The sequence below is a fragment of the Enterobacter dykesii genome (genome assembly GCF_008364625.2).
GTDB classification, from domain to species: Bacteria; Pseudomonadota; Gammaproteobacteria; order Enterobacterales; family Enterobacteriaceae; genus Enterobacter; species Enterobacter dykesii.
The window spans coordinates 707,149-730,048 of the sequence record NZ_CP126604.1; the positions used below are offsets into that span (position 1 = coordinate 707,149).

A 22,900-nucleotide genomic window follows, 5' to 3' on the forward strand; every position below is an offset into this window, starting at 1 on the left:
TCATGGCAGATTACCAGGGCAAAAAAGTCGTTATCATCGGGCTGGGCCTCACGGGGCTCTCCTGCGTGGACTTTTTCCTCGCACGCGGCGTGACGCCACGCGTGATGGATACGCGTGTCTCTCCGCCGGGTCTGGACAAACTGCCGGAGCAGGTTGAACGCCACCTTGGTGGTCTGAATGATGACTGGCTGCTGGCAGCCGATCTGATTGTCGCAAGCCCGGGTATGGCGCTGGCGCACCCTTCGCTGAGCGCTGCCGCGGATGCGGGCGTTGAAATTGTCGGCGATATCGAGCTGTTCTGCCGCGAAGCGCAGGCGCCCGTTATCGCCATTACCGGCTCTAACGGTAAAAGCACCGTCACCACCCTGGTGGGTGAAATGGCGAAAGCGGCGGGAATGAACGTCGGCGTTGGCGGTAACATTGGTTTACCGGCGCTGATGCTGCTGGACAAAGGCTGCGAGCTGTATGTTCTCGAACTTTCCAGCTTCCAACTGGAAACCACCTCCAGCCTGCATGCTGCGGCTGCGACAATCCTTAACGTGACCGAAGATCATATGGACAGGTATCCATTTGGTCTGCAGCAGTACCGTGCCGCCAAGCTCCGCGTTTATGAAAATGCCAAAGTCTGCGTTGTTAACGCCGATGACGCGCTGACCATGCCGGTGCGTGGCGCAGACGATCGCTGTATTAGCTTCGGTATCACGATGGGGGATTACCACCTGAACCGTCAGCTGGGCGAAACCTGGCTGCGCGTGAAGGGTGAGAAAGTGCTGAACGTGAAAGAGATGAAGCTCTCTGGTCAGCACAACTATACCAATGCCCTGGCGGCGCTGGCGCTGGCGGATGCGGTAGGGCTGCCGCGCTCCTCCAGCCTGAAGGCGTTAACCACGTTTTCTGGTCTGGCGCACCGTTTCCAGCTGGCGCTGGAGCACAACGGCGTGCGCTGGATCAACGACTCCAAAGCGACCAACGTCGGAAGCACCGAGGCCGCGCTCAACGGTCTGCACGTTGACGGCACCCTGCACTTACTGCTGGGCGGAGACGGTAAATCAGCGGATTTCTCCTCCCTGAAGCCTTATCTCGCCGGAGATAACATCCGCCTGTACTGCTTCGGCCGTGACGGCAGCGAGCTGGCTGAACTGCGCCCTGAGGTTGCCGAGCAAACCGAAACCATGGAACAGGCGATGCGGTTGATTGCTCCTCGCGTGAAGCCAGGCGATATGGTGCTGCTCTCTCCGGCCTGTGCCAGCCTCGATCAATTCAAGAATTTCGAACAGCGTGGTGATGTCTTTACCCGCCTGGCGAAGGAGTTAGGCTAATGCGTTTATCTCTCCCTCGCCTGAAAATGCCGCGCATGCCAGGATTTGGGATCCTGGCATGGTTGTTTGCGGCGCTCAAAGGCTGGGTGATGGGCTCTCGTCAAAAAGATAACGACAGCCTTGTCATGTACGATCGCACGCTGTTCTGGCTCACGATGGGGCTGGCGGCGGTCGGCTTCATTATGGTGACGTCAGCCTCAATGCCTGTCGGGCAGCGTCTGGCGAACGATCCTTTCCTGTTTGCCAAGCGTGATGGTCTTTACATTATCCTGGCGTTCTGCCTGGCGCTGGTGACCTTGCGTCTGCCGATGGAGTTCTGGCAGCGGCACAGTACGGCGATGCTGATCGCCTCGATTATTATGCTGCTGATCGTACTGGTGGTGGGGAGCTCTGTTAACGGGGCATCACGCTGGATCGCCTTTGGCCCGCTGCGCATTCAGCCTGCGGAATTTACCAAGCTCTCCCTGTTCTGCTACCTGGCTAACTACCTGGTGCGTAAGGTAGATGAAGTGCGTAACAACCTGCGCGGCTTCTTAAAACCGATGGGCGTCATTCTGGTGCTGGCGGTATTACTGCTGGCGCAGCCTGACCTCGGTACCGTGGTGGTACTGTTTGTGACCACCCTGGCCATGCTGTTCCTGGCGGGCGCGAAGCTGTGGCAGTTCATCGCTATTATCGGGATGGGGATTTCGGCGGTTGTGCTGCTGATCCTCGCCGAGCCTTACCGTATTCGCCGTGTGACCTCGTTCTGGAACCCGTGGGAAGATCCCTTCGGCAGCGGCTATCAGCTGACGCAGTCGCTGATGGCCTTTGGTCGCGGTGAAGTCTGGGGGCAGGGGCTGGGTAACTCGGTACAGAAACTGGAGTATTTACCGGAAGCGCATACTGACTTCATCTTCTCCATTATTGCGGAAGAACTGGGTTATATCGGTGTGGTATTAGCGCTTTTAATGGTATTCTTCGTCGCTTTCCGCGCCATGTCCATCGGCCGGAAAGCGCTGGAGATCGATCACCGCTTCTCAGGATTCTTAGCCTGTTCTATTGGTATCTGGTTTAGCTTCCAGGCATTGGTTAACGTCGGGGCCGCAGCGGGTATGCTGCCGACCAAAGGTCTGACGTTGCCGTTGATCAGTTATGGTGGTTCGAGTCTGTTGATTATGTCGACGGCCATCATGTTTTTGTTGCGCATAGATTATGAGACGCGTCTGGAAAAAGCCCAGGCGTTTACACGAGGTTCACGATGAATCAACCGAAGCGGTTAATGGTGATGGCAGGCGGTACCGGCGGACACGTGTTCCCGGGACTGGCGGTTGCGCACCATTTAATGGATCAGGGCTGGCAGGTACGCTGGCTGGGAACCGCAGACCGCATGGAAGCCGACCTGGTGCCGAAGCACGGTATCGAGATCGACTTTATTCGTATTTCCGGCCTTCGGGGCAAAGGCCTCAAGGCAATGCTGCTGGCTCCGGTGCGTATTTTTAACGCCTGGCGTCAGGCACGCACCATCATGAAGCGCTTTAAGCCAGATGTGGTGCTGGGCATGGGTGGCTATGTTTCTGGTCCTGGCGGGCTGGCGGCGTGGTCGTTAGGCATTCCCGTTGTGCTGCATGAACAGAACGGTATTGCCGGTCTGACCAACAAGTGGCTGGCGAAAATCGCTACCAAAGTCATGCAGGCGTTTCCCGGTGCGTTCCCGAAAGCGGACGTGGTGGGGAACCCGGTGCGTGTGGATGTGCTGGCGCTCCCGCTGCCGGATGCTCGCCTGACGGGCCGTGAAGGGCCGGTTCGTGTACTGGTCGTCGGCGGTTCTCAGGGCGCACGCATTTTAAACCAGACGATGCCGCAGGTTGCCGCAAAGCTGGGGGATACCGTGACGATCTGGCACCAGAGCGGAAAAGGCGCTCAGCAGACCGTTGAGCAAGCTTACGCAGACGAAGGCCAGCCACAGCATAAAGTTACAGAGTTTATCGACGACATGGCGGCAGCCTATGCCTGGGCCGATGTCGTGGTCTGTCGTTCAGGCGCGCTGACGGTGAGCGAAATCGCAGCCGCGGGTCTGCCTGCCCTGTTTGTGCCGTTCCAGCACAAAGACAGACAGCAGTACTGGAATGCGCTGCCGCTTGAGAAAGCCGGTGCCGCGAAGATTTTTGAACAGCCACAATTCACCGCCGACGCGGTCGCCACCACCCTGGCGGGCTGGAACAGAGACGCACTGCTGGAGATGGCGCAACGCGCGCGCGCGGCCGCTATCCCTGATGCGACGGAACGGGTGGCAAAAGAAGTGAGCCTGGCAGCCCAGGCTTAACCCTCGCAGCGCGTGTTGCGCTGCACGAATTTTAAGTAGTCGATGGCGTTTAGAGAATGAATACACAACAACTGGCAAAACTGCGTTCAATCGTGCCCGAGATGCGTCGCGTCCGGCACATTCACTTTGTTGGCATCGGTGGTGCTGGCATGGGCGGTATTGCCGAAGTGTTAGCTAACGAAGGCTATCAGATCAGCGGGTCTGACCTGGCGCCAAACCCTGTTACGCAGCAGCTGGCGTCGCTTGGGGCGACTATCTATTTCAACCATCGTCCGGAAAACGTGCGCGATGCGAGCGTGGTGGTGGTCTCAAGCGCCATCTCCTCTGATAACCCGGAAATCGTTGCCGCGCACGAAGCGCGCATTCCGGTGATCCGCCGTGCAGAAATGCTGGCGGAACTGATGCGTTTCCGTCACGGCATCGCCATTGCCGGGACCCACGGTAAAACGACGACCACGGCGATGGTTTCCAGTATTTATGCGGAAGCGGGTCTCGACCCGACGTTCGTCAACGGCGGTCTGGTCAAAGCCGCGGGCGTACACGCGCGTCTGGGCCACAGCCGTTACCTGATTGCTGAAGCGGATGAGAGCGACGCATCGTTCCTGCACCTGCAGCCGATGGTGGCGATTGTCACTAACATCGAAGCTGACCATATGGATACCTACCAGGGTGACTTCGAGAACTTAAAGCAGACCTTCATCAACTTCCTGCACAACCTGCCGTTCTACGGGCGCGCGGTGATGTGCGTAGACGATCCGGTGATCCGCGAGCTGCTGCCGCGCGTGGGTCGTCAAATCACCACTTACGGCTTCAGCGAAGACGCTGACGTCCGCGTGGAAGAGTATAAACAGATTGGTGCGCAGGGGCATTTCACTCTGGCGCGTCAGGACAAAGAGCTGCTGCACGTCACGCTGAATGCGCCGGGGCGCCATAACGCCCTCAATGCCGCAGCGGCCGTGGCCGTCGCGACGGAAGAAGGCATTGATGATGATGCGATTCTGCGCGCGCTGGAAAGCTTCCAGGGCACCGGTCGTCGCTTCGACTTCCTCGGTGAATTCCCGCTGGACGCCGTGAACGGTAAAACCGGCACAGCGATGCTGGTGGACGACTACGGCCACCATCCGACCGAAGTGGACGCCACCATTAAAGCCGCGCGTGCAGGCTGGCCTGACAAAAATCTGGTGATGATCTTCCAGCCGCACCGCTTCACGCGTACTCGCGATCTGTATGACGATTTCGCCAGCGTCCTGTCACAGGTAGACACTCTGTTAATGCTAGATGTCTACGCCGCAGGCGAGACGCCGATTCCTGGCGCAGACAGTCGTTCTTTATGTCGCACCATCCGTGGGCGCGGGAAAGTTGACCCTATTCTGGTTTCTGACCCTGCACAGGTGGCGGAAATTCTGGCACCGGTCCTGACAGGTAACGATCTGATTCTGATTCAGGGCGCGGGAAATATCGGCAAAATCGCCCGTACCTTAGCTGAAATCAAACTGAAGCCGCAAACCCAGGAGGATGAGCATCATGGCTGATAAGATTGCTGTCCTGTCTGGCGGTACCTCCGCCGAGCGCGAGGTTTCCCTGAATTCCGGCGCGGCTGTGCTGGCGGGCCTGCGTGAAGGTGGCGTCAATGCGCACTTGGTCGACCCAAAAGAGGTCGACGTGACGCAATTAAAAGCCATGGGCTTCGATAAAGTCTTTATCGCTTTGCATGGTCGTGGCGGTGAAGACGGCACCCTGCAGGGGCTTCTGGATTTGATCGGCATGCCGTACACCGGCAGCGGCGTGATGGCCTCCGCTATATCTATGGATAAACTGCGCAGCAAGCTGCTGTGGCAGGGCGCGGGATTACCCGTTGCGCCATGGGTTGCGCTGACGCGTCGCGAATTTGAATTGGGCCTGCCGGATAGCGTTAATGCACGCATTGCTGAACTGGGCTTACCGGTTATTGTAAAGCCCAGCCGGGAAGGCTCCAGCGTGGGAATGTCCAAAGTCGACAAAGCTGAAGATCTTTCGTCCGCTTTAGCACTGGCATTTCAACATGATGAAGAAGTTCTGATTGAAAAATGGCTCAGCGGGCCGGAATTTACCGTGGCGATGCTTGGCGAAGAAATTTTACCGTCAATCCGTATCCAACCGGCCGGAACCTTCTATGATTATGAGGCGAAGTATCTCTCTGATGAGACGCAATATTTCTGCCCTTGTGGTCTTGAATCTGAGCGTGAAGCAGATTTACAGTCCCTGGTGCTTAAAGCCTGGCATGTTCTGGGTTGCCGTGGCTGGGGACGCATCGACGTAATGCAGGACAGTGACGGACAATTTTATCTGCTGGAAGCGAATACCTCTCCGGGAATGACCAGCCACAGCCTTGTGCCGATGGCCGCGCGTCAGGCGGGGATGAGTTTCTCGCAGTTAGTCGTACGCATTCTGGACCAGGCGGGCTGATATGTCTCAGGCTGCATTGAACACGCGCAACCGCGATGACGAGGACGAATACACCTCTTCACGCCGCAGTAATGGAACGCGTCTTGCAGGCATCATTTTCCTGCTCGGGGTGCTGTGCACCGTGTTTATCAGCGGCTGGATGGTCCTGGGCTGGATGGAAGATGCGCAGCGGTTGCCGCTCTCTAAGCTGGTGGTCACCGGTGAGCGTCACTACACGCGTAACGACGATATTCGCCAGTCAATTCTGGCGCTGGGCTCGCCTGGCACCTTTATGACGCAGGACGTCAATATTATCCAGAGTCAGATAGAACGTCTGCCATGGATAAAACAGGCGAGCGTAAGAAAGCAATGGCCTGATGAATTGAAGATTCATCTGGTTGAATATGTGCCCATTGCGCGTTGGAATGATCAGCACATGGTTGACGTCGACGGAAATTCCTTCAGCGTCCCGGCCGATCGTGTCAACAAGCAAAATTTGCCGATGTTGTATGGCCCTGAAGGCAGCGAAAACGAAGTGTTACAAGGTTTTCGTGAAATGGGTCAGGTGCTGGCGAAGGACAGATTTACGTTAAAAGATGCAGCCATGACGGCGCGCCGTTCCTGGCAGCTGACGTTAACGAACGGCATTAAGCTCAACCTGGGGCGCGGGGACACCATGAAGCGTCTGGCGCGTTTTGTCGAACTTTACCCGGTTTTACAGCAGCAGGCACAGACTGACGGCAAACGGATAAGCTACGTTGATTTGCGCTATGACTCAGGCGCAGCAGTCGGTTGGGTACCGGCTCCGGTCGAGGAACCTAATCAGCAACAGAATCAGGCACAGGTACAGGCAGAACAACAATGATCAAGGCGACGGACAGAAAACTGGTAGTTGGACTGGAGATTGGCACCGCGAAGGTTGCCGCTTTAGTAGGGGAAGTTCTGCCCGACGGTATGGTCAATATCATTGGCGTAGGCAGTTGCCCGTCCCGTGGTATGGATAAAGGTGGGGTAAACGATCTTGAATCGGTGGTCAAATGCGTTCAGCGCGCCATCGATCAGGCTGAACTGATGGCAGATTGCCAGATTTCTTCTGTCTATCTGGCCCTTTCTGGCAAGCACATTAGTTGCCAGAACGAAATCGGTATGGTGCCGATTTCCGAAGAAGAAGTGACGCAGGAAGACGTTGAAAACGTCGTGCACACCGCGAAATCCGTGCGTGTCCGCGACGAGCATCGCGTGCTGCATGTCATTCCGCAGGAATATGCGATTGACTACCAGGAAGGGATCAAGAACCCGGTCGGTCTTTCTGGCGTACGTATGCAGGCAAAAGTGCACCTGATCACATGTCACAACGATATGGCGAAGAACATTGTAAAAGCCGTTGAACGTTGTGGCCTGAAAGTTGACCAACTTATTTTCGCCGGTCTGGCGGCAAGTTATTCCGTACTGACCGAAGATGAACGTGAACTGGGTGTCTGTGTGGTCGATATTGGTGGTGGTACAATGGATATCGCCGTCTATACCGGCGGTGCGTTGCGCCACACGAAAGTGATCCCTTATGCCGGGAACGTTGTGACCAGCGATATTGCTTACGCTTTTGGTACGCCGCCGAGCGATGCAGAAGCGATTAAAGTGCGCCATGGCTGTGCGCTGGGGTCTATCGTTGGCAAAGATGAGAGCGTTGAAGTGCCGAGCGTCGGTGGTCGTCCACCGCGTAGCCTGCAGCGCCAGACGTTGGCAGAGGTGATTGAGCCGCGCTATACCGAGCTGCTCAACCTGGTCAACGAAGAGATTTTACAGTTACAGGAACAGCTTCGTCAGCAGGGCGTTAAGCATCATCTTGCGGCGGGGATTGTATTAACCGGCGGTGCAGCGCAAATTGAAGGTCTTGCGGCCTGTGCTCAGCGGGTGTTCCATACGCAGGTGCGTATTGGTGCGCCGCTGAATATCACCGGTTTAACGGATTATGCTCAGGAGCCGTATTATTCAACGGCTGTGGGCCTGCTTCACTACGGGAAGGAATCTCATCTCAGTGGTGAAGCAGAAGTGGAAAAACGCGTCTCAGTGGGGTCGTGGGTCAAACGACTGAACAACTGGTTGCGAAAAGAGTTTTAATTTTTTTAAGAGACCGGAGAGAATTAGCGGTCTCGGGCGACAGGCACAACGGAGAGAGAAATTATGTTTGAACCTATGGAACTGACCAACGACGCGGTGATTAAAGTCATCGGCGTCGGTGGCGGCGGCGGTAACGCCGTAGAGCATATGGTGCGTGAACGCATTGAAGGTGTTGAATTCTTCGCAGTTAACACCGATGCGCAGGCACTGCGTAAGACGGCTGTAGGCCAGACTATCCAGATCGGCGGTGGTATCACCAAAGGGCTGGGAGCAGGGGCTAACCCGGAAGTCGGTCGCAATGCGGCTGAAGAAGATCGTGAAGCGCTGCGCGCTGCGCTGGAAGGTGCGGACATGGTCTTCATCGCAGCAGGTATGGGTGGCGGTACGGGTACCGGTGCAGCACCTGTTGTGGCTGAAGTAGCTAAAGATTTAGGTATCCTGACCGTTGCTGTCGTGACCAAGCCTTTCAACTTTGAAGGCAAGAAGCGTATGGCGTTCGCGGAGCAGGGTATCACCGAGCTGTCCAAGCATGTGGACTCGCTGATCACCATCCCGAACGACAAACTGTTGAAAGTTCTGGGTCGCGGTATTTCCCTGCTGGACGCATTCGGTGCAGCAAACGACGTGCTGAAAGGCGCGGTCCAGGGTATCGCTGAACTGATTACCCGTCCTGGCCTGATGAACGTTGACTTTGCAGACGTTCGCACCGTGATGTCCGAAATGGGTTACGCGATGATGGGCTCTGGCGTGGCGAGCGGTGAAGACCGTGCTGAAGAAGCGGCTGAAATGGCTATCTCTTCTCCACTGCTGGAAGATATCGATCTGTCTGGTGCGCGCGGCGTGCTGGTCAACATTACCGCTGGCTTTGACCTGCGTCTGGATGAGTTCGAAACCGTGGGTAACACCATCCGTGCGTTCGCCTCTGACAACGCTACCGTGGTAATCGGTACTTCCCTTGACCCTGAAATGAACGACGAGCTGCGTGTGACCGTTGTTGCGACCGGTATCGGTATGGACAAGCGTCCTGAGATCACCTTAGTGACTAACAAGCAGACTCAGCAACCGGTAATGGATCGTTACCAGCAGCACGGTATGTCTCCTCTGACTCAGGAGCAGAAACCGGCCGCGAAAGTGGTGAACGACCCAACGCCGCAAACGGCGAAAGAGCCAGATTATCTGGATATCCCGGCGTTCCTGCGTAAGCAAGCTGACTAAGAATTGGCTGGAATTTGGGGATTTGCGCTCTTTGTGCTAAACTGGCCCACCGTTAGTGATATACACTCTCGGTTGGATAGTTAATTTGGCGAGATTATACGATGATCAAACAAAGGACACTTAAACGTATCGTTCAGGCGACGGGTGTCGGTTTACATACCGGCAAGAAAGTCACGCTGACGTTACGCCCTGCGCCGGCCAATACCGGGGTCATCTATCGTCGCACCGACTTGAATCCACCGGTAGATTTTCCGGCCGATGCCAAATCTGTGCGTGATACTATGCTCTGTACTTGTCTGGTGAACGAGCATGACGTGCGGATTTCTACCGTTGAGCACCTGAACGCCGCCCTGGCGGGGCTGGGTATCGACAACATTATTGTTGAAGTCGATGCGCCAGAAATCCCGATTATGGATGGCAGTGCTGCACCGTTCGTCTATCTATTGCTGGATGCCGGCATCGAAGAACTGAACTGCGCGAAGAAATTTGTACGCATCAAAGAGACCGTTCGCGTCGAAGATGGCGACAAATGGGCTGAATTCAAACCGTACAATGGTTTCTCGTTGGACTTTACCATCGACTTTAACCATCCAGCGATTGATTCCAGCACCCAACGCTATGCGATGAACTTCTCTGCCGATGCGTTTATGCGCCAGATCAGCCGAGCCCGTACGTTTGGCTTCATGCGTGATATCGAATATCTGCAGTCCCGCGGCCTGTGCCTGGGCGGCAGCTTCGATTGTGCCATCGTTGTTGACGATTATCGCGTACTGAACGAAGACGGCCTGCGTTTCGAAGATGAATTCGTTCGTCACAAAATGCTGGATGCTATCGGCGACCTGTTCATGTGTGGTCACAACATCATTGGTGCATTTACCGCGTTTAAATCCGGTCATGCACTGAACAACAAACTGTTGCAGGCCGTCCTGGCAAAACAGGAAGCCTGGGAATATGTGACCTTCGAAGACGAAGCTGAACTGCCGCTGGCTTTCAAAGCACCAAGCATGGTTCTGGCGTAACGGGTCATCCCGTTTCGTAAAAAACTCGACTGGTTAACCTGGTACTCTCTCCGACCAGGAAGACCAGTCGTTTTTATTTTTACCCTTCTTCGTTTGCCCCAGCGTTATCTCTCGTTTGTCTTACGCAGAAAATGTGCGCGTTAGCTGCATTCTTGACCGTTTTTCCCCGCGGCGGCACCTCATTCCTGCTGATGTATATTGGCTTTAGTGGTACTATCTGGGCGCTAAAAAGAATAACTGAACTCAGCCTCTGCGAGGCTGGCTTATTGGGTGGAGCAGGTGAGCGGAATACTGACGCGCTGGCGACAATTTGGCAGACGTTACTTCTGGCCGCATCTCTTATTAGGGATGGTCGCGGCGAGTTTCGGCTTGCCTGCGCTCAGCAACAGTGCCGAAGCGGCGACGCCCGCAAAAACCTCCACCACTAAACACGATTTCAACACGCGGGTTAACTTCACTAACCTCGCGTGGCTTGAAGCCAGTCGCCGCCCAAACTTCACCGTCGATTACTGGCACCAGCACGCTATCCGCACCGTTATCCGCCATCTGTCCTTTGCGATGGCACCGCAGGCCATGCCTGTTGCGGAAGAGGCCCTGCCGGTTCAGGCTCAGCATCTTGCCCTGCTGGACACGCTCAACGCGCTGCTCACGCAGGACAGCCAGCCGCCGGTTATGGTTCGTCAGACAGCGCAGCGTGCGTTTGTCTCGCCTGTTTCATTCTCTGTTTCAACCTGGATTAGCCAGGCTCACGGCATTCGTGCCGGGCCGCAACGCCTCAGCTAAATTAACTTTTTCAATACCTTAATTTATCTGCCCATAATGGGGCGTTTGAGAATTTATTATGCTAATCAAATTGTTAACTAAAGTTTTTGGTAGTCGTAACGATCGTACCCTGCGCCGTATGCGCAAAGCTGTTGCCGTCATCAACGGTATGGAACCGGCGATGGAGAAGCTCTCTGATGACGAGCTGAAAGCGAAAACGGCGGAATTCCGTGCGCGTCTGGAAAAAGGCGAAACCTTAGAAAGCCTGATCCCGGAAGCGTTTGCTGTCGTGCGCGAAGCGAGTAAGCGCGTATTCGGCATGCGTCACTTCGACGTTCAGCTGCTGGGTGGTATGGTGCTCAACGAGCGCTGCATCGCGGAAATGCGTACCGGTGAAGGTAAAACCCTGACCGCAACGCTGCCGGCTTACCTGAACGCGCTGACCGGTAAAGGCGTTCACGTCGTTACCGTCAACGACTATCTGGCGCAGCGTGACGCCGAAAACAACCGTCCACTGTTCGAATTCCTCGGTATGACCGTCGGCATCAACATGTCCGGCCTGCCTGCGCCAGCCAAGCGCGAAGCGTATAACGCGGACATCACCTACGGCACCAACAACGAATACGGCTTCGACTACCTGCGTGACAACATGGCGTTCAGCCCGGAAGAGCGCGTCCAGCGTAAGCTGCACTATGCGCTGGTGGATGAGGTTGACTCCATCCTGATCGATGAAGCGCGTACTCCGCTGATCATCTCCGGCCCGGCTGAAGACAGCTCCGAGATGTACCGTAAAGTGGACAAAATCATTCCACACCTGCTGCGCCAGGAGAAAGAGGACTCGGATACCTTCCAGGGTGAAGGTCACTTCTCCGTTGATGAAAAAGCGCGCCAGGTGAACCTGACCGAACGCGGTCTGGTGAAAATTGAAGAGCTGCTGGTCGCTGAAGGCATCATGGAAGAGGGCGAGTCCCTGTACTCCCCGAGCAACATCATGCTGATGCACCACGTGACCGCTGCACTGCGCGCCCACGCGCTGTTCACCCGCGACGTCGATTACATCGTTAAAGACGGCGAAGTGATCATCGTCGATGAACACACCGGCCGTACCATGCAGGGACGTCGCTGGTCTGACGGTCTGCACCAGGCTGTGGAAGCCAAAGAAGGTGTGGATATTCAGAATGAAAACCAGACGCTGGCGTCTATTACCTTCCAGAACTACTTCCGTCTGTACGAGAAGCTGGCGGGGATGACCGGTACTGCTGATACCGAAGCGTTTGAATTCAGCTCCATCTACAAGCTGGATACCGTGGTCGTTCCAACCAACCGTCCAATGATCCGTAAGGATATGCCGGACCTGGTGTACATGACCGAAGCGGAAAAAATTCAGGCAATCATCGAAGATATTCGCGACCGCACTGCCAACGGCCAGCCGGTTCTGGTGGGGACCATCTCCATCGAGAAATCCGAAGTGGTTTCTCACGAGCTGACGAAAGCGGGTATCAAACACAACGTTCTGAACGCCAAATTCCACGCTAAAGAAGCGGACATTGTTGCGCAGGCGGGTTATCCGGCGGCGGTGACCATCGCCACCAACATGGCAGGTCGTGGTACCGATATTATGCTGGGCGGTAGCTGGCAGGCTGAAGTGGCTGAGCTGGAAAACCCAACGCCAGAACAGATTGCGCAGATCAAAGCCGACTGGCAGGTTCGTCATGACGCCGTTTTGGCTTCCGGCGGTCTGCACATCATCGGTACCGAGCGTCATGAATCCCGTCGTATCGATAACCAGCTGCGTGGCCGTGCGGGTCGTCAGGGCGATGCCGGTTCATCCCGCTTCTACCTGTCTATGGAAGATGCGCTGATGCGTATTTTCGCCTCCGACCGCGTGTCCGGCATGATGCGTAAGCTGGGGATGAAACCAGGCGAAGCCATTGAGCACCCGTGGGTGACCAAAGCGATCGCTAACGCACAGCGTAAAGTGGAAAGCCGCAACTTTGATATTCGTAAGCAGCTGCTGGAATATGATGATGTGGCTAACGATCAGCGTCGTGCGATCTACACCCAGCGCAACGAACTGCTGGACGTGTCCGACGTAAGCGAAACCATCAACAGCATTCGTGAAGATGTGTTTAAAGCCACCATCGACGCGCATATTCCACCGCAGTCTCTGGAAGAGATGTGGGATATCGAAGGCCTGCAGGAACGTCTGAAAAATGACTTTGACCTCGATCTGCCAATCAAAGAGTGGCTGGATAAAGAGCCTGAGCTGCACGAAGAGACCCTTCGCGAACGTATCTTTGAAACCGCGCTGGACGTCTACAAGCGTAAGGAAGAGGTTGTTGGCGCTGAAATGATGCGTCACTTCGAAAAAGGCGTGATGCTGCAAACCCTGGACTCCCTGTGGAAAGAGCACCTGGCGGCGATGGACTACCTGCGTCAGGGTATTCACCTGCGTGGCTATGCGCAGAAAGATCCGAAGCAGGAATACAAGCGTGAATCCTTCTCCATGTTTGCATCTATGCTGGAGTCACTGAAATATGAAGTGATTAGCACCCTGAGCAAGGTTCAGGTGCGTATGCCGGAAGAGGTGGAAGCGATGGAGCAGCAGCGTCGTGAAGAAGCCGAGCGTCTGGCACAAATGCAGCAGCTGAGTCATCAGACCGACGACAGCGAAGCCGCAGCGGCGATCGCCGCACAGACCGGCGATCGTAAAGTGGGGCGTAACGATCCGTGCCCGTGTGGTTCCGGTAAAAAGTACAAGGCGTGCCACGGCCGTCTGAGCTAAGTTCATAAAAAAACAAAAAGGCGCAGATTTCTGCGCCTTTTTTATGGAAGTGACAATATGAAAATACTGCAAATTGCCGTCGGGATTATTCGCAACCCGCAAAACCAAATCTTTATCACCCAGCGCGCTGCCGACGCCCATATGGCGAACAAGTGGGAGTTTCCGGGCGGTAAAATCGAGTCAGGTGAAACGCCGGAAGAGGCGCTGGTTCGGGAACTTCAGGAAGAGGTGGGGATCACGCCGCTTGGCGCAACGCTATTTGATAAGCTTGAATACCAGTTTCCGGACAGGCACATCACGCTGTGGTTTTGGCTGGTGGAAAACTGGGAGGGTGAACCCTGGGGAAAAGAGGGACAGCCGGGTAGCTGGGTGGAACTTCAGGCAAGTGATGCCGAAAAATTCCCGCCAGCTAATGAGCCCGTGATCCTGCGGTTAGTCGCACAACCGTAGGCCTGCCAGACGAAGCGCCAGCAGGCTTTACAGATTACTGCTGGGTTTCACTCCAGTCGTCGCTGTCCGAGAGATCGCCTTTGCTCGGAATGCGTTTCTCTTCCGCCGCCCATTCGCCCAGGTCAATGAGCTGACAGCGCTTGCAGCAGAATGGGCGGAACGGACTCACTTCGCCCCAGACAACGGTTTTGCCACAGGTTGGGCAGCTTACGGTAGTGACATCAGACATCAGCACTCCTTAACAACAGGCCAGTTCAAAATCGAGACGTTCCGGCACGGTGCCATTTTCACTGTCCAGCGGCATAAAGCGAATCGCAAAGCGGCTCTTATGCCCGGAAATCTGCGGGTAAAGCTGTTCTCCAAGCGATAAATTCAGGCGCAGAAGATCGGCATCATCACCGTTATCCTGGAAGAAACCATTCAGGCTGGTTTGCTTGCGGAACGGCGCAGAGTTACGGATCAGATCGAGGATCAGCGACAGCGTCTGGTGCATTGGCTCCAGGCTCGCCAGCCAGCTGTTCACCTGTGCGTCACGCTGCGCCTGTGGCATATGTAGCCACATATGCAGGGTCGGCAGGTCGAAGCTGCAGCAGCCGCCAGGAATGCTCAGACGCTGGCGCACCAGGCCAATCAGGCGGTCTTCACGCAAAAACTGCCCGACGCGCGGCGCGGCCATCAGGACGGCACTGCTGCTTTTCAACTGCTGGCGGAGCGCGTCGATACGGCTCTGATCTACGCCGGGGACCTCTGTCCATGCCTGTAATTTACGCTGCTGGCGCTCCAGCTCTTTGAGTAATTCTGTGCGGACATCGCCGCGTTCAATCACATCCAGCAGATCGCCTACGTTGCGGAAGAAGTGCAACGCCGTGGCATGATCGTTAACAGGCAGATGTTGTGAAAGTTGTTGAATAAGAAATTCGATGCGCAGCCAGGTGCGCATTTTTTCGTTGAGCGGATGCTCAAAAAGGATGTGTGTCGACATTATGGTTTTTCCTGTGCAACGGCCTGCGCGGCGAACGTCAGATACTGCGCGTGCAGACGGGCAACATCCGATGCAATGGCATCTGGTGCGCCGTTATTATCAATAACATCATCCGCCACGGCAAGGCGCTGAGCGCGCGTAGCCTGAGCGGCAAGAATTTGTTCAGCATGCTCCCGCGAGACGCGATCGCGCGTCATGGTTCGCTGGATTTGCATTTCGGGTGCGACATCAATCACCAGCACACGATCGGCTTTCTTCTGCAGCTGATTTTCAACCAGTAGCGGAACCACCCACAGGACATAGGGCGAGCGGGCTGCGGCTATCTGACGCTGAGTTTCCTGGTGGATGATGGGGTGGAGCAGGGCATTAAGCCAGTCTTTTTCCGCAGAATCAGAAAAAATACATTCGCGAAGCTGACGGCGATTCAGTGTGCCATCGGCAGTGATGACTGCCTGACCAAAATGTTCTGCGATGGCCTTTAGCGCGGGTGTATTGGGCTCTACCACCTGGCGGGCAATGATATCGGCATCAATAATCGTGATACCCAAACGAGAGAACGCGTCCGCAACGGTACTTTTGCCACTACCGATGCCGCCGGTTAATGCGACGATATACCCCATTAATTCAAATCCTGGGAATTATTCATTATTAAAATCAGTTGGTTAAAACTATTTGGTGCGCTGGCAACTGTTTGGCTCTGTTTACCGGCTTTTTACCAGGTAAATTTATAGGATTGTAGCGTAAAAAAAGAGAATTTCGCAGTCTTGCGGAGCAGGTATTAGTGCGTATGATAACGTCACTGGAGTTGTGCTTTTAACATATTTGCCTCTAACCCCAGGAATCCGCACATGCGTATCGAAGAAGATCTGAAGTTAGGTTTCAAAGACGTTCTTATCCGCCCTAAACGCTCTACACTGAAAAGTCGCTCAGACGTTGAACTCGAACGTCAATTCACCTTTAAGCATTCCGGTCAGACCTGGTCTGGCGTGCCGATCATCGCTGCCAACATGGATACTGTGGGAACCTTTGAGATGGCAACCGCCCTGGCACAGTTCGACATTCTCACCGCCGTGCACAAACATTACAGCCCTGAAGAGTGGAATGCGTTTGTTGCGTCCGCCTCTGCTGACGTGGTGAAGCATGTGATGGTTTCTACCGGCACCTCCGATGCGGATTTCGAGAAGACCAAACAGATCCTGAACGCTAACCCGGCTCTCAACTTCGTTTGTATTGACGTGGCGAACGGTTACTCCGAGCACTTCGTGCAGTTCGTCAGCAAGGCGCGTGAAGCCTGGCCGACGAAAACCATCATCGCGGGCAACGTGGTGACCGGTGAAATGTGTGAAGAGCTGATCCTTTCCGGTGCAGATATCGTGAAAGTGGGTATTGGCCCGGGCTCCGTGTGCACGACCCGCGTCAAAACCGGCGTCGGTTATCCGCAGCTTTCCGCAGTCATTGAATGCGCCGATGCGGCGCACGGTCTGGGCGGCCAGATCATCAGCGATGGCGGCTGTACCATGCCGGGTGATGTTGCGAAAGCCTTCGGCGGCGGCGCCGACTTCGTGATGCTCGGCGGTATGCTGGCAGGCCACGAAGAGAGCGGTGGTACCGTTGTTGAAGAGAACGGCGAGAAATTTATGCTGTTCTACGGCATGAGTTCTGAATCCGCGATGACCCGTCACGTCGGTGGCGTGGCAAAATACCGTGCGGCAGAAGGCAAAACCGTGAAGCTACCTCTGCGCGGCCCGGTTGAATACACCGCGCGCGATATCCTCGGCGGCCTGCGCTCGGCCTGCACCTACGTTGGGGCATCCCGCCTGAAAGAACTGACGAAACGTACAACGTTTATTCGCGTTCAGGAGCAGGAAAACCGCGTATTCAATAGCCTTTAATGGCTTCTGCTGGCGCATCCCCGTGCGCCAGCACTGTTTAGCACTACCCCGCGCTCATCGCATCCCCCAGATGGAAAATCGGCAGGTACATTGCCACCACCAGCGTGCCGATGATGACCCCTGTCACAATCAGAAGCACCGGCTCGAGAAGTGCCGCCAGATTATCTGCCCGTTGAAAGGTCTGTTCCGTGTGATGCCGGGCGAGGTTTGCCAGCATGATGTCCAGCGCACCTGACATTTCACCGGTTCGTAAAAGCTGAATGCACAGCGGGGTAAAGATGGCCGCTTTCTGAAAGGATGACCAGACGGGGAGACCTTTTTCAATGTCCTCCCGAACGCTGTGGAGTATCCCCCGCCAGTAACAACTTTCAACGGTCTCCTCTGCGCTCTCCAGGCCCTGTAAAAAGGGGATACCGGCCTGTTGCGTGAGTGACAGCACGGTAAAGATGTGTCCCAGTTTTTGTCCTTTTGCCAGCGCGCCCATCACGGGCATGTGCATCAGCATGCGCTGCCAGCGAGGGTTCTGTCGCAGTGCCCAGGCGGCGGCTAAGGGCATTAATAACGCGACGAACAACGCGAGGGCATAGGACTGGATAAATGCGGCCATCCCCATGACCATTTGCGTCAGCATCGGGAGCGGCGTGTTAAACGTTTTGTAGATCGCGGCAAACTCGGGCAAGACCAGAATGACCATCGCCAGCACCACGAGTACGGCGATCGTCAGGACGATCGCCGGGTAGCGCAGGGCCTTTTTCACCTTCTCTCTAAGCTGCTGCTGCGCTTTTTGCTGCCGCGCGAGCTGGCGGCAGCACTCCTCCAGTTTCCCTGTGAGCTCACCGGTTTTCACCATTGAGACATGCAGCGGGCTAAACACCTCTGGCCACTTTTTTAGCGACTCAGAAAAGGGGGATCCCTCACTGAGCTCATCGGCAATGCTTTGCAGCAGCGCCTGCCACGGTTTTAACGGATGTTGCTCTGCCAGCATCTGCAGGCTGTGGGACAACGTCAGCCCCGCCTGCAAAAGCGTGGCGAGCTGGCGAAACATCTCGCAGCAGTGATGCGGCCGCCAGCGGTGCCGCTGAGCGCATCGGGTCAGCGCCAGAGGATGGAGATCGCTACGCATCAGCCTGGTGAAGGCGGCAGTGCGGTCTGTGGCCCAGAGTGTTCCGCTTTGGAATTCACCTTCTTTGGTGAGCGCTCGCCAGCGCCAGAGCTGATTAGCAGCCATCCGGCATTCCCAGCACGCGCACCAGCTCTTCGATCGTGGTCAGCCCTTGCTCGACGGCCATGCAGCCGTGCTCAAAAAGAGAAATCATTCCCGCCTGCCGGGCACTCGCCTCTATCACTTCGATTCCCGCCCCGCTGGCAATGGCCTGACGCAGAGCATTGTCGATCGCCAGTACTTCAAAAATGGCCACACGGCCATAAAAACCGTGATAACAGCGATCGCAGCCGGTGGGCTGCCAGCGTGGAAGCGGTCTGGACCATACGGCGCGCGGTAATTGAGCATGCTCGCTGGCTTCCCGGCGACAGTGCGGACACAAACGCCGGACCAGCCGCTGGGCAATCACCATCGACAGCGCGGAAGATATCATCCAGCGCGCGACGCCCATCTGCTCGAGGCGAATCAGGGTTTCCGTCGTCGAGTTGGTGTGCAGCGTTGACAGCACCAGATGACCGGTCTGGGCGGCATTAATGGCAATTTCTGCCGTTTCACCGTCACGGATTTCGCCGACCATAATGATGTCTGGATCCTGACGCAGCAGTGCCCTCAGCACGCTCTGGAATGTTAAACCCGCCCGGGGATTAATCTGCGTCTGGTTTAATCCCGCCAGAGGGATCTCAATGGGATCCTCCACGCTACAGATGTTGACGTCAGGGGTATTACGCGCCTGCAGCGCGCTATACAGCGTCACGGTTTTGCCGCTGCCGGTAGGGCCGGTGACCAGAATCAGCCCCTGCGGCTGGTGGAGAACCTCATTGAAACAGGCCAGTTGTTCTGCGCTCATACCAAGCGCTTTCGGCTCAAGAGCCTGCTGAACCTGATGCAGCAGACGCAGCACAATTTTCTCGCCACCGCTGCAGGGAAGCGTCGCGATCCGAAACGAGACCGGCGCGTTTGCCAGCTCAATCGTAAACTGACCGTCCTGAGGTAAACGACGTTCTGCAATATCCAGGTTACCCAGCACTTTTAAACGTGCGCTGAACAGGCTGGCCAGCGAGGCGGAAAGCGGAGGCTGGGGGCAAAGCACCCCGTCGATGCGTAAACGGATCTGGCACGCGTGCTCCATCGGTTCGATATGAATGTCGGAGGCGCGCTGGTTGATTGCCTGCTGCAGCGTGTGGTTGAGGATATCCACCGTCGAGTGTGTTTGCGAAACAACGGGCAGATGCGATTGTGACGTTAGCTGCCGGTGTTTTTCCATGCGCTCAGCGCTCCAGCACTCAATATCAATCCGTTTCTGGGTCGCGAAGCGCAGCGCCTCCATGAGTTCAGCCGCGGGGCTGCCCACGACGGCGATGCTAACCATGTCACTGTCGCTGGTGAGCAGCAGAGCGTGATGGCGCTGACAAAGCGCCACGAGTTGATCGGTATTCATTATCCGCTCCTCAGTTATTGTCGAAGCGAAAAACATCTTCGCAGGCCTGTTTCAGGGCGCTGTCCGCGCTGATGTTGCAGTCGCGCGTCCAGCCCGTCATACCGTTGCCGTCGTTCCACTGCGGCGTCATGACCACTTCCAGCCCGCTAAGACTCTCCTGTCCTGTTAAGGTCACGGTCCCTTTCGCCACGCTCATTCCTGAAACGTAGCGTGTCGTGGTGGGGGAAGGGATACCGTTACTGCCAGCGTCGCAGCTCTCCACGCCACCGTGATCCAGCGCGCAAAGCTCAATGGCCGTACGGTAGGGAACAAAGGTTTGCAGCATATCGGTCAGCGCCGCCTTGCGCAGGTAATTTTGATAGGCGGGAACGCCGATGGCGCTCAGAATCGCAATGATGCCAATGACTACCATCAGCTCAATGAGTGTGAAGCCTTGTTGTCTGTTCATATCTGCTCCTTGTGCAAAGTTGCGCTACTTTGTCAGCGGGAAAGTGCAGAAACGAGGGACAAAAAAAGGAACGGGAAGGGGGCTTCAGAGAATTTATTCAGTGTTGCAGGGAAGAACAGCGGATCTGCGAGCGGGGCTGAAATTCCCCTCTCTGGGTTAAGAGGGGAGAATGCGTTATTTGAAGCGCATTGAGAGGTCGAGGGCGCGAACGTGTTTGGTCAGCGCGCCGACGGAGATGTAATCCACGCCGGTTTCGGCGAATTCGCGGATCGTTTCGAAAGTGACGTTCCCGGACACTTCAAGCTGGGCCCGGCCGTTAGTCAGTTTTACCGCCTCGCGCATCTGCTCTGTTTCGAAGTTATCGAGCATGATGATATCGGCCCCGGCCTTAATCGCCTGCTCCAGCTCTTCCAGGCTTTCGACCTCTACTTCGACAGGCACGTCCGGGTGCAGCCAGAAGGCTTTCTCCACCGCCTGACGCACGGAGCCAGAGGCAATAATGTGGTTCTCTTTAATCAGGAAGGCGTCGGATAAGCCCAGACGATGGTTTGCGCCACCGCCGCACAGCACCGCATACTTCAGCGCGGTGCGCAGGCCCGGCAGCGTTTTGCGGGTATCCAGCAGCTGGGTGCGGGTACCGGCCAGCAGGTCAACGTAGCGACGCACTTCGCTGGCGACGCCGGAGAGCGTTTGTACAAAATTGAGCGCGGTACGTTCGCCGGTCAGCAAGACGCGGGAAGGACCGTCCAGTTCGAACAGCGGCTGGTTTGCCGTAATTGCATCGCCGTCTTCAACGTGCCAGATAATCTGCACATCATCACCCGCCAGCTGGGTAAAGACCTCTTCAACCCAACGCTTGCCGCAAAAAACGCCCTCTTCACGGGTGATAATGACCGCGTGCGAGCGCGTCTCTTTTGGCAACAATTGTGCGGTAATATCCTTATCCGCGTTAACGTCACCGCCCAGATCTTCTTTCAAAGCATGGGAGACGCTTGCCGGAATATCCATATTAATACGTTCCAGAAGCGCTTCACGTCGGTGGTCGGGGTTGTAGCGGCGAGGCGGCATGATAAAACTCCAAATTGGTAACGAATCATAATATTGAAACATGCTACTCTGAACCGAGTCATTGCACCATACAGAAGGAGTTCCAGCATGTTGTTAGAAAACGGATGGCTGGTGGATGCGCGGCGTGTGCCCTCGCCGCACCACGATTGCCGCCCGGAGGATGAAAAGCCCACACTGCTGGTGGTTCATAATATTAGTCTCCCGCCGGGTGAATTTGGCGGCCCGTGGATCGATGCGCTATTCACGGGAACGATTGATCCCGATGCTCATCCCTTTTTTGCTGAGATTGCACATCTGCGCGTATCGGCTCACTGCCTTATTCGTCGCGATGGTGAAGTGGTTCAGTATGTTCCCTTCGATAAGCGCGCCTGGCACGCCGGGGTGTCGATGTATCACGGGCGCGAACGGTGCAATGATTTTTCTATCGGGATTGAGCTGGAAGGCACGGATACGACGCCCTACACCGATTCACAGTATCAACAGCTGGCGGCTGTGACCCGCACGCTTATCGGACTCTACCCGGCTATCGCCGACAATATCACGGGACACAGTGATATCGCCCCGGAGAGAAAAACCGATCCCGGCCCGGCCTTTGACTGGTCCCGGTTTCGCGCCATGCTCACCGCGTCGTCAGAATAAGGAGATACCATGACGTTGTTTACCATGCTGCTGGTTATCATCGCTGAACGCCTGTTCAAGCTCGGCGAGCACTGGCATCTGGATCACCGGCTGGAGGTGTTATTCCGCCGTATCAAACATTTTTCCATGCTGCGCACGCTGCTGATGATGGCAGGGGTGATGGTCATTACGTTCCTGCTCCTGCGCTCGCTGTACGGACTCTTTTTCAACGTGCCGCTGCTGGTGGTGTGGATCCTGCTCGGCGTGCTGTGCATAGGCGCAGGCAAGGTGCGTTTGCACTATCACGCCTACCTGAAAGCCGCCTCCCGTGACGATGCTCATGCGCGCGGTGCCATGGCGAGCGAGCTGACGATGATCCACGGCGTGCCGCCGGACTGCGACGAGCGCGAATTCCTGCGCGAGCTGCAAAACGCGCTGCTGTGGATTAACTTCCGCTACTACCTTGCTCCGCTGTTCTGGTTCGTGGTGGGCGGTCCGTGGGGGCCGGTGCTGCTGATGGGGTATGCGTTTCTGCGCGCCTGGCAGACCTGGCTTGCCCGTTATCTGACGCCGCATGAACGTTTGCTGTCCGGCATCGATGCCATCCTGCACGTGCTCGACTGGCTCCCCGTGCGTCTGGTGGGCGTAGTGTACGCGTTAATTGGACACGGTGAAAAAGCGCTGCCCGCGTGGTTTGCATCGCTTGCCGACCGCCATACGTCTCAGTACCAGGTGTTAACGCGTCTGGCGCAGTTCTCGCTGGCGCGCGAGCCGCATACAGACAAGATTGAAACGCCGAAAGCCGCTGTCTCCATGGCGAAGAAAACGTCGTTTGTGGTGGTGGTGATCGTGGCGCTGCTGACTATCTACGGCACGCTGGTGTAGGCCAGCGCGC

General features: G+C 56.0%; 22 protein-coding genes. 15 read left to right on the forward strand and 7 right to left on the reverse strand.

Annotation, left to right across the window (positions count from 1 at the left end; translation table 11 throughout):
* Nucleotides 1-2: 2 nt before the first annotated feature.
* The 12 genes from murD (at nt 3) to mutT (ending at nt 14,397) form a co-directional block, all read left to right on the forward strand.
* Entirely contained in the window at nt 3-1,319 is a 1,317-nt protein-coding gene (gene murD / locus F0320_RS03285) for a UDP-N-acetylmuramoyl-L-alanine--D-glutamate ligase (RefSeq protein ID WP_045355138.1), read from the forward strand.
* Nucleotides 1,319-2,563: a cell division protein FtsW gene (ftsW, locus tag F0320_RS03290; RefSeq protein WP_126328850.1), complete on the forward strand. Its 1,245-nt coding sequence runs from the start codon at nt 1,319-1,321 to the stop codon at nt 2,561-2,563. Before murD ends, ftsW begins: the two co-directional genes overlap by 1 nt.
* Complete coding sequence (murG, locus tag F0320_RS03295; RefSeq protein WP_039260813.1) at nt 2,560-3,624, forward strand: undecaprenyldiphospho-muramoylpentapeptide beta-N-acetylglucosaminyltransferase; 1,065 nt, start codon at nt 2,560-2,562, stop codon at nt 3,622-3,624. Before ftsW ends, murG begins: the two co-directional genes overlap by 4 nt.
* Nucleotides 3,625-3,680: 56 nt before the next feature.
* Entirely contained in the window at nt 3,681-5,156 is a 1,476-nt protein-coding gene (murC, locus tag F0320_RS03300; protein WP_047651530.1) for a UDP-N-acetylmuramate--L-alanine ligase, read from the forward strand.
* Complete coding sequence (locus tag F0320_RS03305) at nt 5,149-6,069, forward strand: D-alanine--D-alanine ligase (protein ID WP_126328849.1); 921 nt, start codon at nt 5,149-5,151, stop codon at nt 6,067-6,069. The genes murC and F0320_RS03305 overlap by 8 nt, the downstream gene beginning before the upstream one ends.
* 1 nt (nt 6,070) lies before the next feature.
* Complete coding sequence (gene ftsQ, locus F0320_RS03310; RefSeq protein WP_023334507.1) at nt 6,071-6,913, forward strand: cell division protein FtsQ; 843 nt, start codon at nt 6,071-6,073, stop codon at nt 6,911-6,913.
* The gene (gene ftsA, locus F0320_RS03315) at nt 6,910-8,166 is read left to right on the forward strand and encodes a cell division protein FtsA (RefSeq protein ID WP_023334508.1); all 1,257 of its coding nucleotides are present in this window, start codon (nt 6,910-6,912) and stop codon (nt 8,164-8,166) included. Before ftsQ ends, ftsA begins: the two co-directional genes overlap by 4 nt.
* Before the next feature lie 63 nt (nt 8,167-8,229).
* A complete protein-coding gene (ftsZ, locus tag F0320_RS03320) occupies nt 8,230-9,381 on the forward strand; it encodes a cell division protein FtsZ (RefSeq protein ID WP_008501978.1) in 1,152 nt (383 codons plus the stop codon).
* Between the two features lie 101 nt (nt 9,382-9,482).
* Complete coding sequence (gene lpxC, locus F0320_RS03325; protein WP_008501977.1) at nt 9,483-10,400, forward strand: UDP-3-O-acyl-N-acetylglucosamine deacetylase; 918 nt, start codon at nt 9,483-9,485, stop codon at nt 10,398-10,400.
* 279 nt (nt 10,401-10,679) lie between these two features.
* Entirely contained in the window at nt 10,680-11,183 is a 504-nt protein-coding gene (gene secM, locus F0320_RS03330; RefSeq protein WP_161785592.1) for a secA translation cis-regulator SecM, read from the forward strand.
* 58 nt (nt 11,184-11,241) lie between these two features.
* Nucleotides 11,242-13,947 (forward strand): preprotein translocase subunit SecA, encoded by a 2,706-nt coding sequence (gene secA, locus F0320_RS03335; RefSeq protein ID WP_023310402.1) that lies wholly within the window; start codon nt 11,242-11,244, stop codon nt 13,945-13,947.
* 57 nt (nt 13,948-14,004) lie between these two features.
* Complete coding sequence (gene mutT, locus F0320_RS03340) at nt 14,005-14,397, forward strand: 8-oxo-dGTP diphosphatase MutT (protein ID WP_126328848.1); 393 nt, start codon at nt 14,005-14,007, stop codon at nt 14,395-14,397.
* Nucleotides 14,398-14,431: 34 nt separating this feature from the next.
* Here the strand turns inward: mutT and yacG are convergent, their stop codons facing one another.
* From yacG to coaE, 3 genes are read right to left on the reverse strand one after another with little or no spacing between them, the layout of a single operon-like run.
* Entirely contained in the window at nt 14,432-14,626 is a 195-nt protein-coding gene (yacG, locus tag F0320_RS03345) for a DNA gyrase inhibitor YacG (protein ID WP_045401034.1), read from the reverse strand.
* A gap of 9 nt (nt 14,627-14,635) precedes the next feature.
* A complete protein-coding gene (zapD, locus tag F0320_RS03350) occupies nt 14,636-15,379 on the reverse strand; it encodes a cell division protein ZapD (RefSeq protein ID WP_023310405.1) in 744 nt (247 codons plus the stop codon).
* On the reverse strand, nt 15,379-15,999 hold the full coding sequence (gene coaE / locus F0320_RS03355) for a dephospho-CoA kinase (protein WP_047651523.1): 621 nt from the start codon (nt 15,997-15,999) through the stop codon (nt 15,379-15,381). Before coaE ends, zapD begins: the two co-directional genes overlap by 1 nt.
* 228 nt (nt 16,000-16,227) lie before the next feature.
* On the opposite strand from coaE, the gene F0320_RS03360 reads away from it, so the two are divergent.
* Nucleotides 16,228-17,271 (forward strand): GMP reductase, encoded by a 1,044-nt coding sequence (locus F0320_RS03360; RefSeq protein ID WP_023310407.1) that lies wholly within the window; start codon nt 16,228-16,230, stop codon nt 17,269-17,271.
* 43 nt (nt 17,272-17,314) lie between these two features.
* Here F0320_RS03360 and hofC read toward each other — a convergent pair whose 3' ends face one another.
* The 4 genes from hofC to nadC all read right to left on the reverse strand — a co-directional run bounded on the left by hofC (nt 17,315) and on the right by nadC (nt 21,387).
* Nucleotides 17,315-18,499: a protein transport protein HofC gene (gene hofC, locus F0320_RS03365; protein ID WP_126328847.1), complete on the reverse strand. Its 1,185-nt coding sequence runs from the start codon at nt 18,497-18,499 to the stop codon at nt 17,315-17,317.
* Nucleotides 18,489-19,871, reverse strand: coding sequence for a type II secretion system protein GspE (gspE, locus tag F0320_RS03370; protein WP_126328846.1), 1,383 nt, complete (start codon nt 19,869-19,871; stop codon nt 18,489-18,491). The genes hofC and gspE overlap by 11 nt, the downstream gene beginning before the upstream one ends.
* Before the next feature lie 10 nt (nt 19,872-19,881).
* Nucleotides 19,882-20,319, reverse strand: coding sequence for a prepilin peptidase-dependent pilin (ppdD, locus tag F0320_RS03375; RefSeq protein ID WP_126328845.1), 438 nt, complete (start codon nt 20,317-20,319; stop codon nt 19,882-19,884).
* A 174-nt stretch (nt 20,320-20,493) separates the two neighbouring features.
* On the reverse strand, nt 20,494-21,387 hold the full coding sequence (gene nadC / locus F0320_RS03380; protein WP_038417651.1) for a carboxylating nicotinate-nucleotide diphosphorylase: 894 nt from the start codon (nt 21,385-21,387) through the stop codon (nt 20,494-20,496).
* Nucleotides 21,388-21,474: 87 nt separating this feature from the next.
* Between nadC and ampD the strand changes: the two genes are divergently transcribed.
* Both ampD and ampE read left to right on the forward strand, forming a co-directional pair.
* Entirely contained in the window at nt 21,475-22,026 is a 552-nt protein-coding gene (gene ampD / locus F0320_RS03385) for a 1,6-anhydro-N-acetylmuramyl-L-alanine amidase AmpD (RefSeq protein WP_126328844.1), read from the forward strand.
* Nucleotides 22,027-22,035: 9 nt separating this feature from the next.
* Entirely contained in the window at nt 22,036-22,890 is an 855-nt protein-coding gene (ampE, locus tag F0320_RS03390) for a beta-lactamase regulator AmpE (RefSeq protein WP_047651515.1), read from the forward strand.
* The last annotated feature ends 10 nt before the right edge of the window (nt 22,891-22,900 follow it).

Bases quoted from the DNA above. Each gene is read 5' to 3' on its own strand.
- murG (WP_039260813.1), top strand. From the start codon at position 2,560: ATGAATCAACCGAAGCGGTTAATGGTGATGGCAGGCGGTACCGGCGGA.
- ftsA (WP_023334508.1), top strand. From the start codon at position 6,910: ATGATCAAGGCGACGGACAGAAAACTGGTAGTTGGACTGGAGATTGGC.
- ppdD (WP_126328845.1), bottom strand. From the start codon at position 20,319: ATGAACAGACAACAAGGCTTCACACTCATTGAGCTGATGGTAGTCATT.
- F0320_RS03360 (WP_023310407.1), top strand. From the start codon at position 16,228: ATGCGTATCGAAGAAGATCTGAAGTTAGGTTTCAAAGACGTTCTTATC.
- yacG (WP_045401034.1), bottom strand. From the start codon at position 14,626: ATGTCTGATGTCACTACCGTAAGCTGCCCAACCTGTGGCAAAACCGTT.
- ftsZ (WP_008501978.1), top strand. From the start codon at position 8,230: ATGTTTGAACCTATGGAACTGACCAACGACGCGGTGATTAAAGTCATC.
- ampE (WP_047651515.1), top strand. From the start codon at position 22,036: ATGACGTTGTTTACCATGCTGCTGGTTATCATCGCTGAACGCCTGTTC.
- hofC (WP_126328847.1), bottom strand. From the start codon at position 18,499: ATGGCTGCTAATCAGCTCTGGCGCTGGCGAGCGCTCACCAAAGAAGGT.
- murC (WP_047651530.1), top strand. From the start codon at position 3,681: ATGAATACACAACAACTGGCAAAACTGCGTTCAATCGTGCCCGAGATG.
- secA (WP_023310402.1), top strand. From the start codon at position 11,242: ATGCTAATCAAATTGTTAACTAAAGTTTTTGGTAGTCGTAACGATCGT.
- ampD (WP_126328844.1), top strand. From the start codon at position 21,475: ATGTTGTTAGAAAACGGATGGCTGGTGGATGCGCGGCGTGTGCCCTCG.
- lpxC (WP_008501977.1), top strand. From the start codon at position 9,483: ATGATCAAACAAAGGACACTTAAACGTATCGTTCAGGCGACGGGTGTC.
- gspE (WP_126328846.1), bottom strand. From the start codon at position 19,871: ATGAATACCGATCAACTCGTGGCGCTTTGTCAGCGCCATCACGCTCTG.
- F0320_RS03305 (WP_126328849.1), top strand. From the start codon at position 5,149: ATGGCTGATAAGATTGCTGTCCTGTCTGGCGGTACCTCCGCCGAGCGC.
- murD (WP_045355138.1), top strand. From the start codon at position 3: ATGGCAGATTACCAGGGCAAAAAAGTCGTTATCATCGGGCTGGGCCTC.
- ftsW (WP_126328850.1), top strand. From the start codon at position 1,319: ATGCGTTTATCTCTCCCTCGCCTGAAAATGCCGCGCATGCCAGGATTT.
- zapD (WP_023310405.1), bottom strand. From the start codon at position 15,379: ATGTCGACACACATCCTTTTTGAGCATCCGCTCAACGAAAAAATGCGC.
- nadC (WP_038417651.1), bottom strand. From the start codon at position 21,387: ATGCCGCCTCGCCGCTACAACCCCGACCACCGACGTGAAGCGCTTCTG.
- ftsQ (WP_023334507.1), top strand. From the start codon at position 6,071: ATGTCTCAGGCTGCATTGAACACGCGCAACCGCGATGACGAGGACGAA.
- mutT (WP_126328848.1), top strand. From the start codon at position 14,005: ATGAAAATACTGCAAATTGCCGTCGGGATTATTCGCAACCCGCAAAAC.
- coaE (WP_047651523.1), bottom strand. From the start codon at position 15,999: ATGGGGTATATCGTCGCATTAACCGGCGGCATCGGTAGTGGCAAAAGT.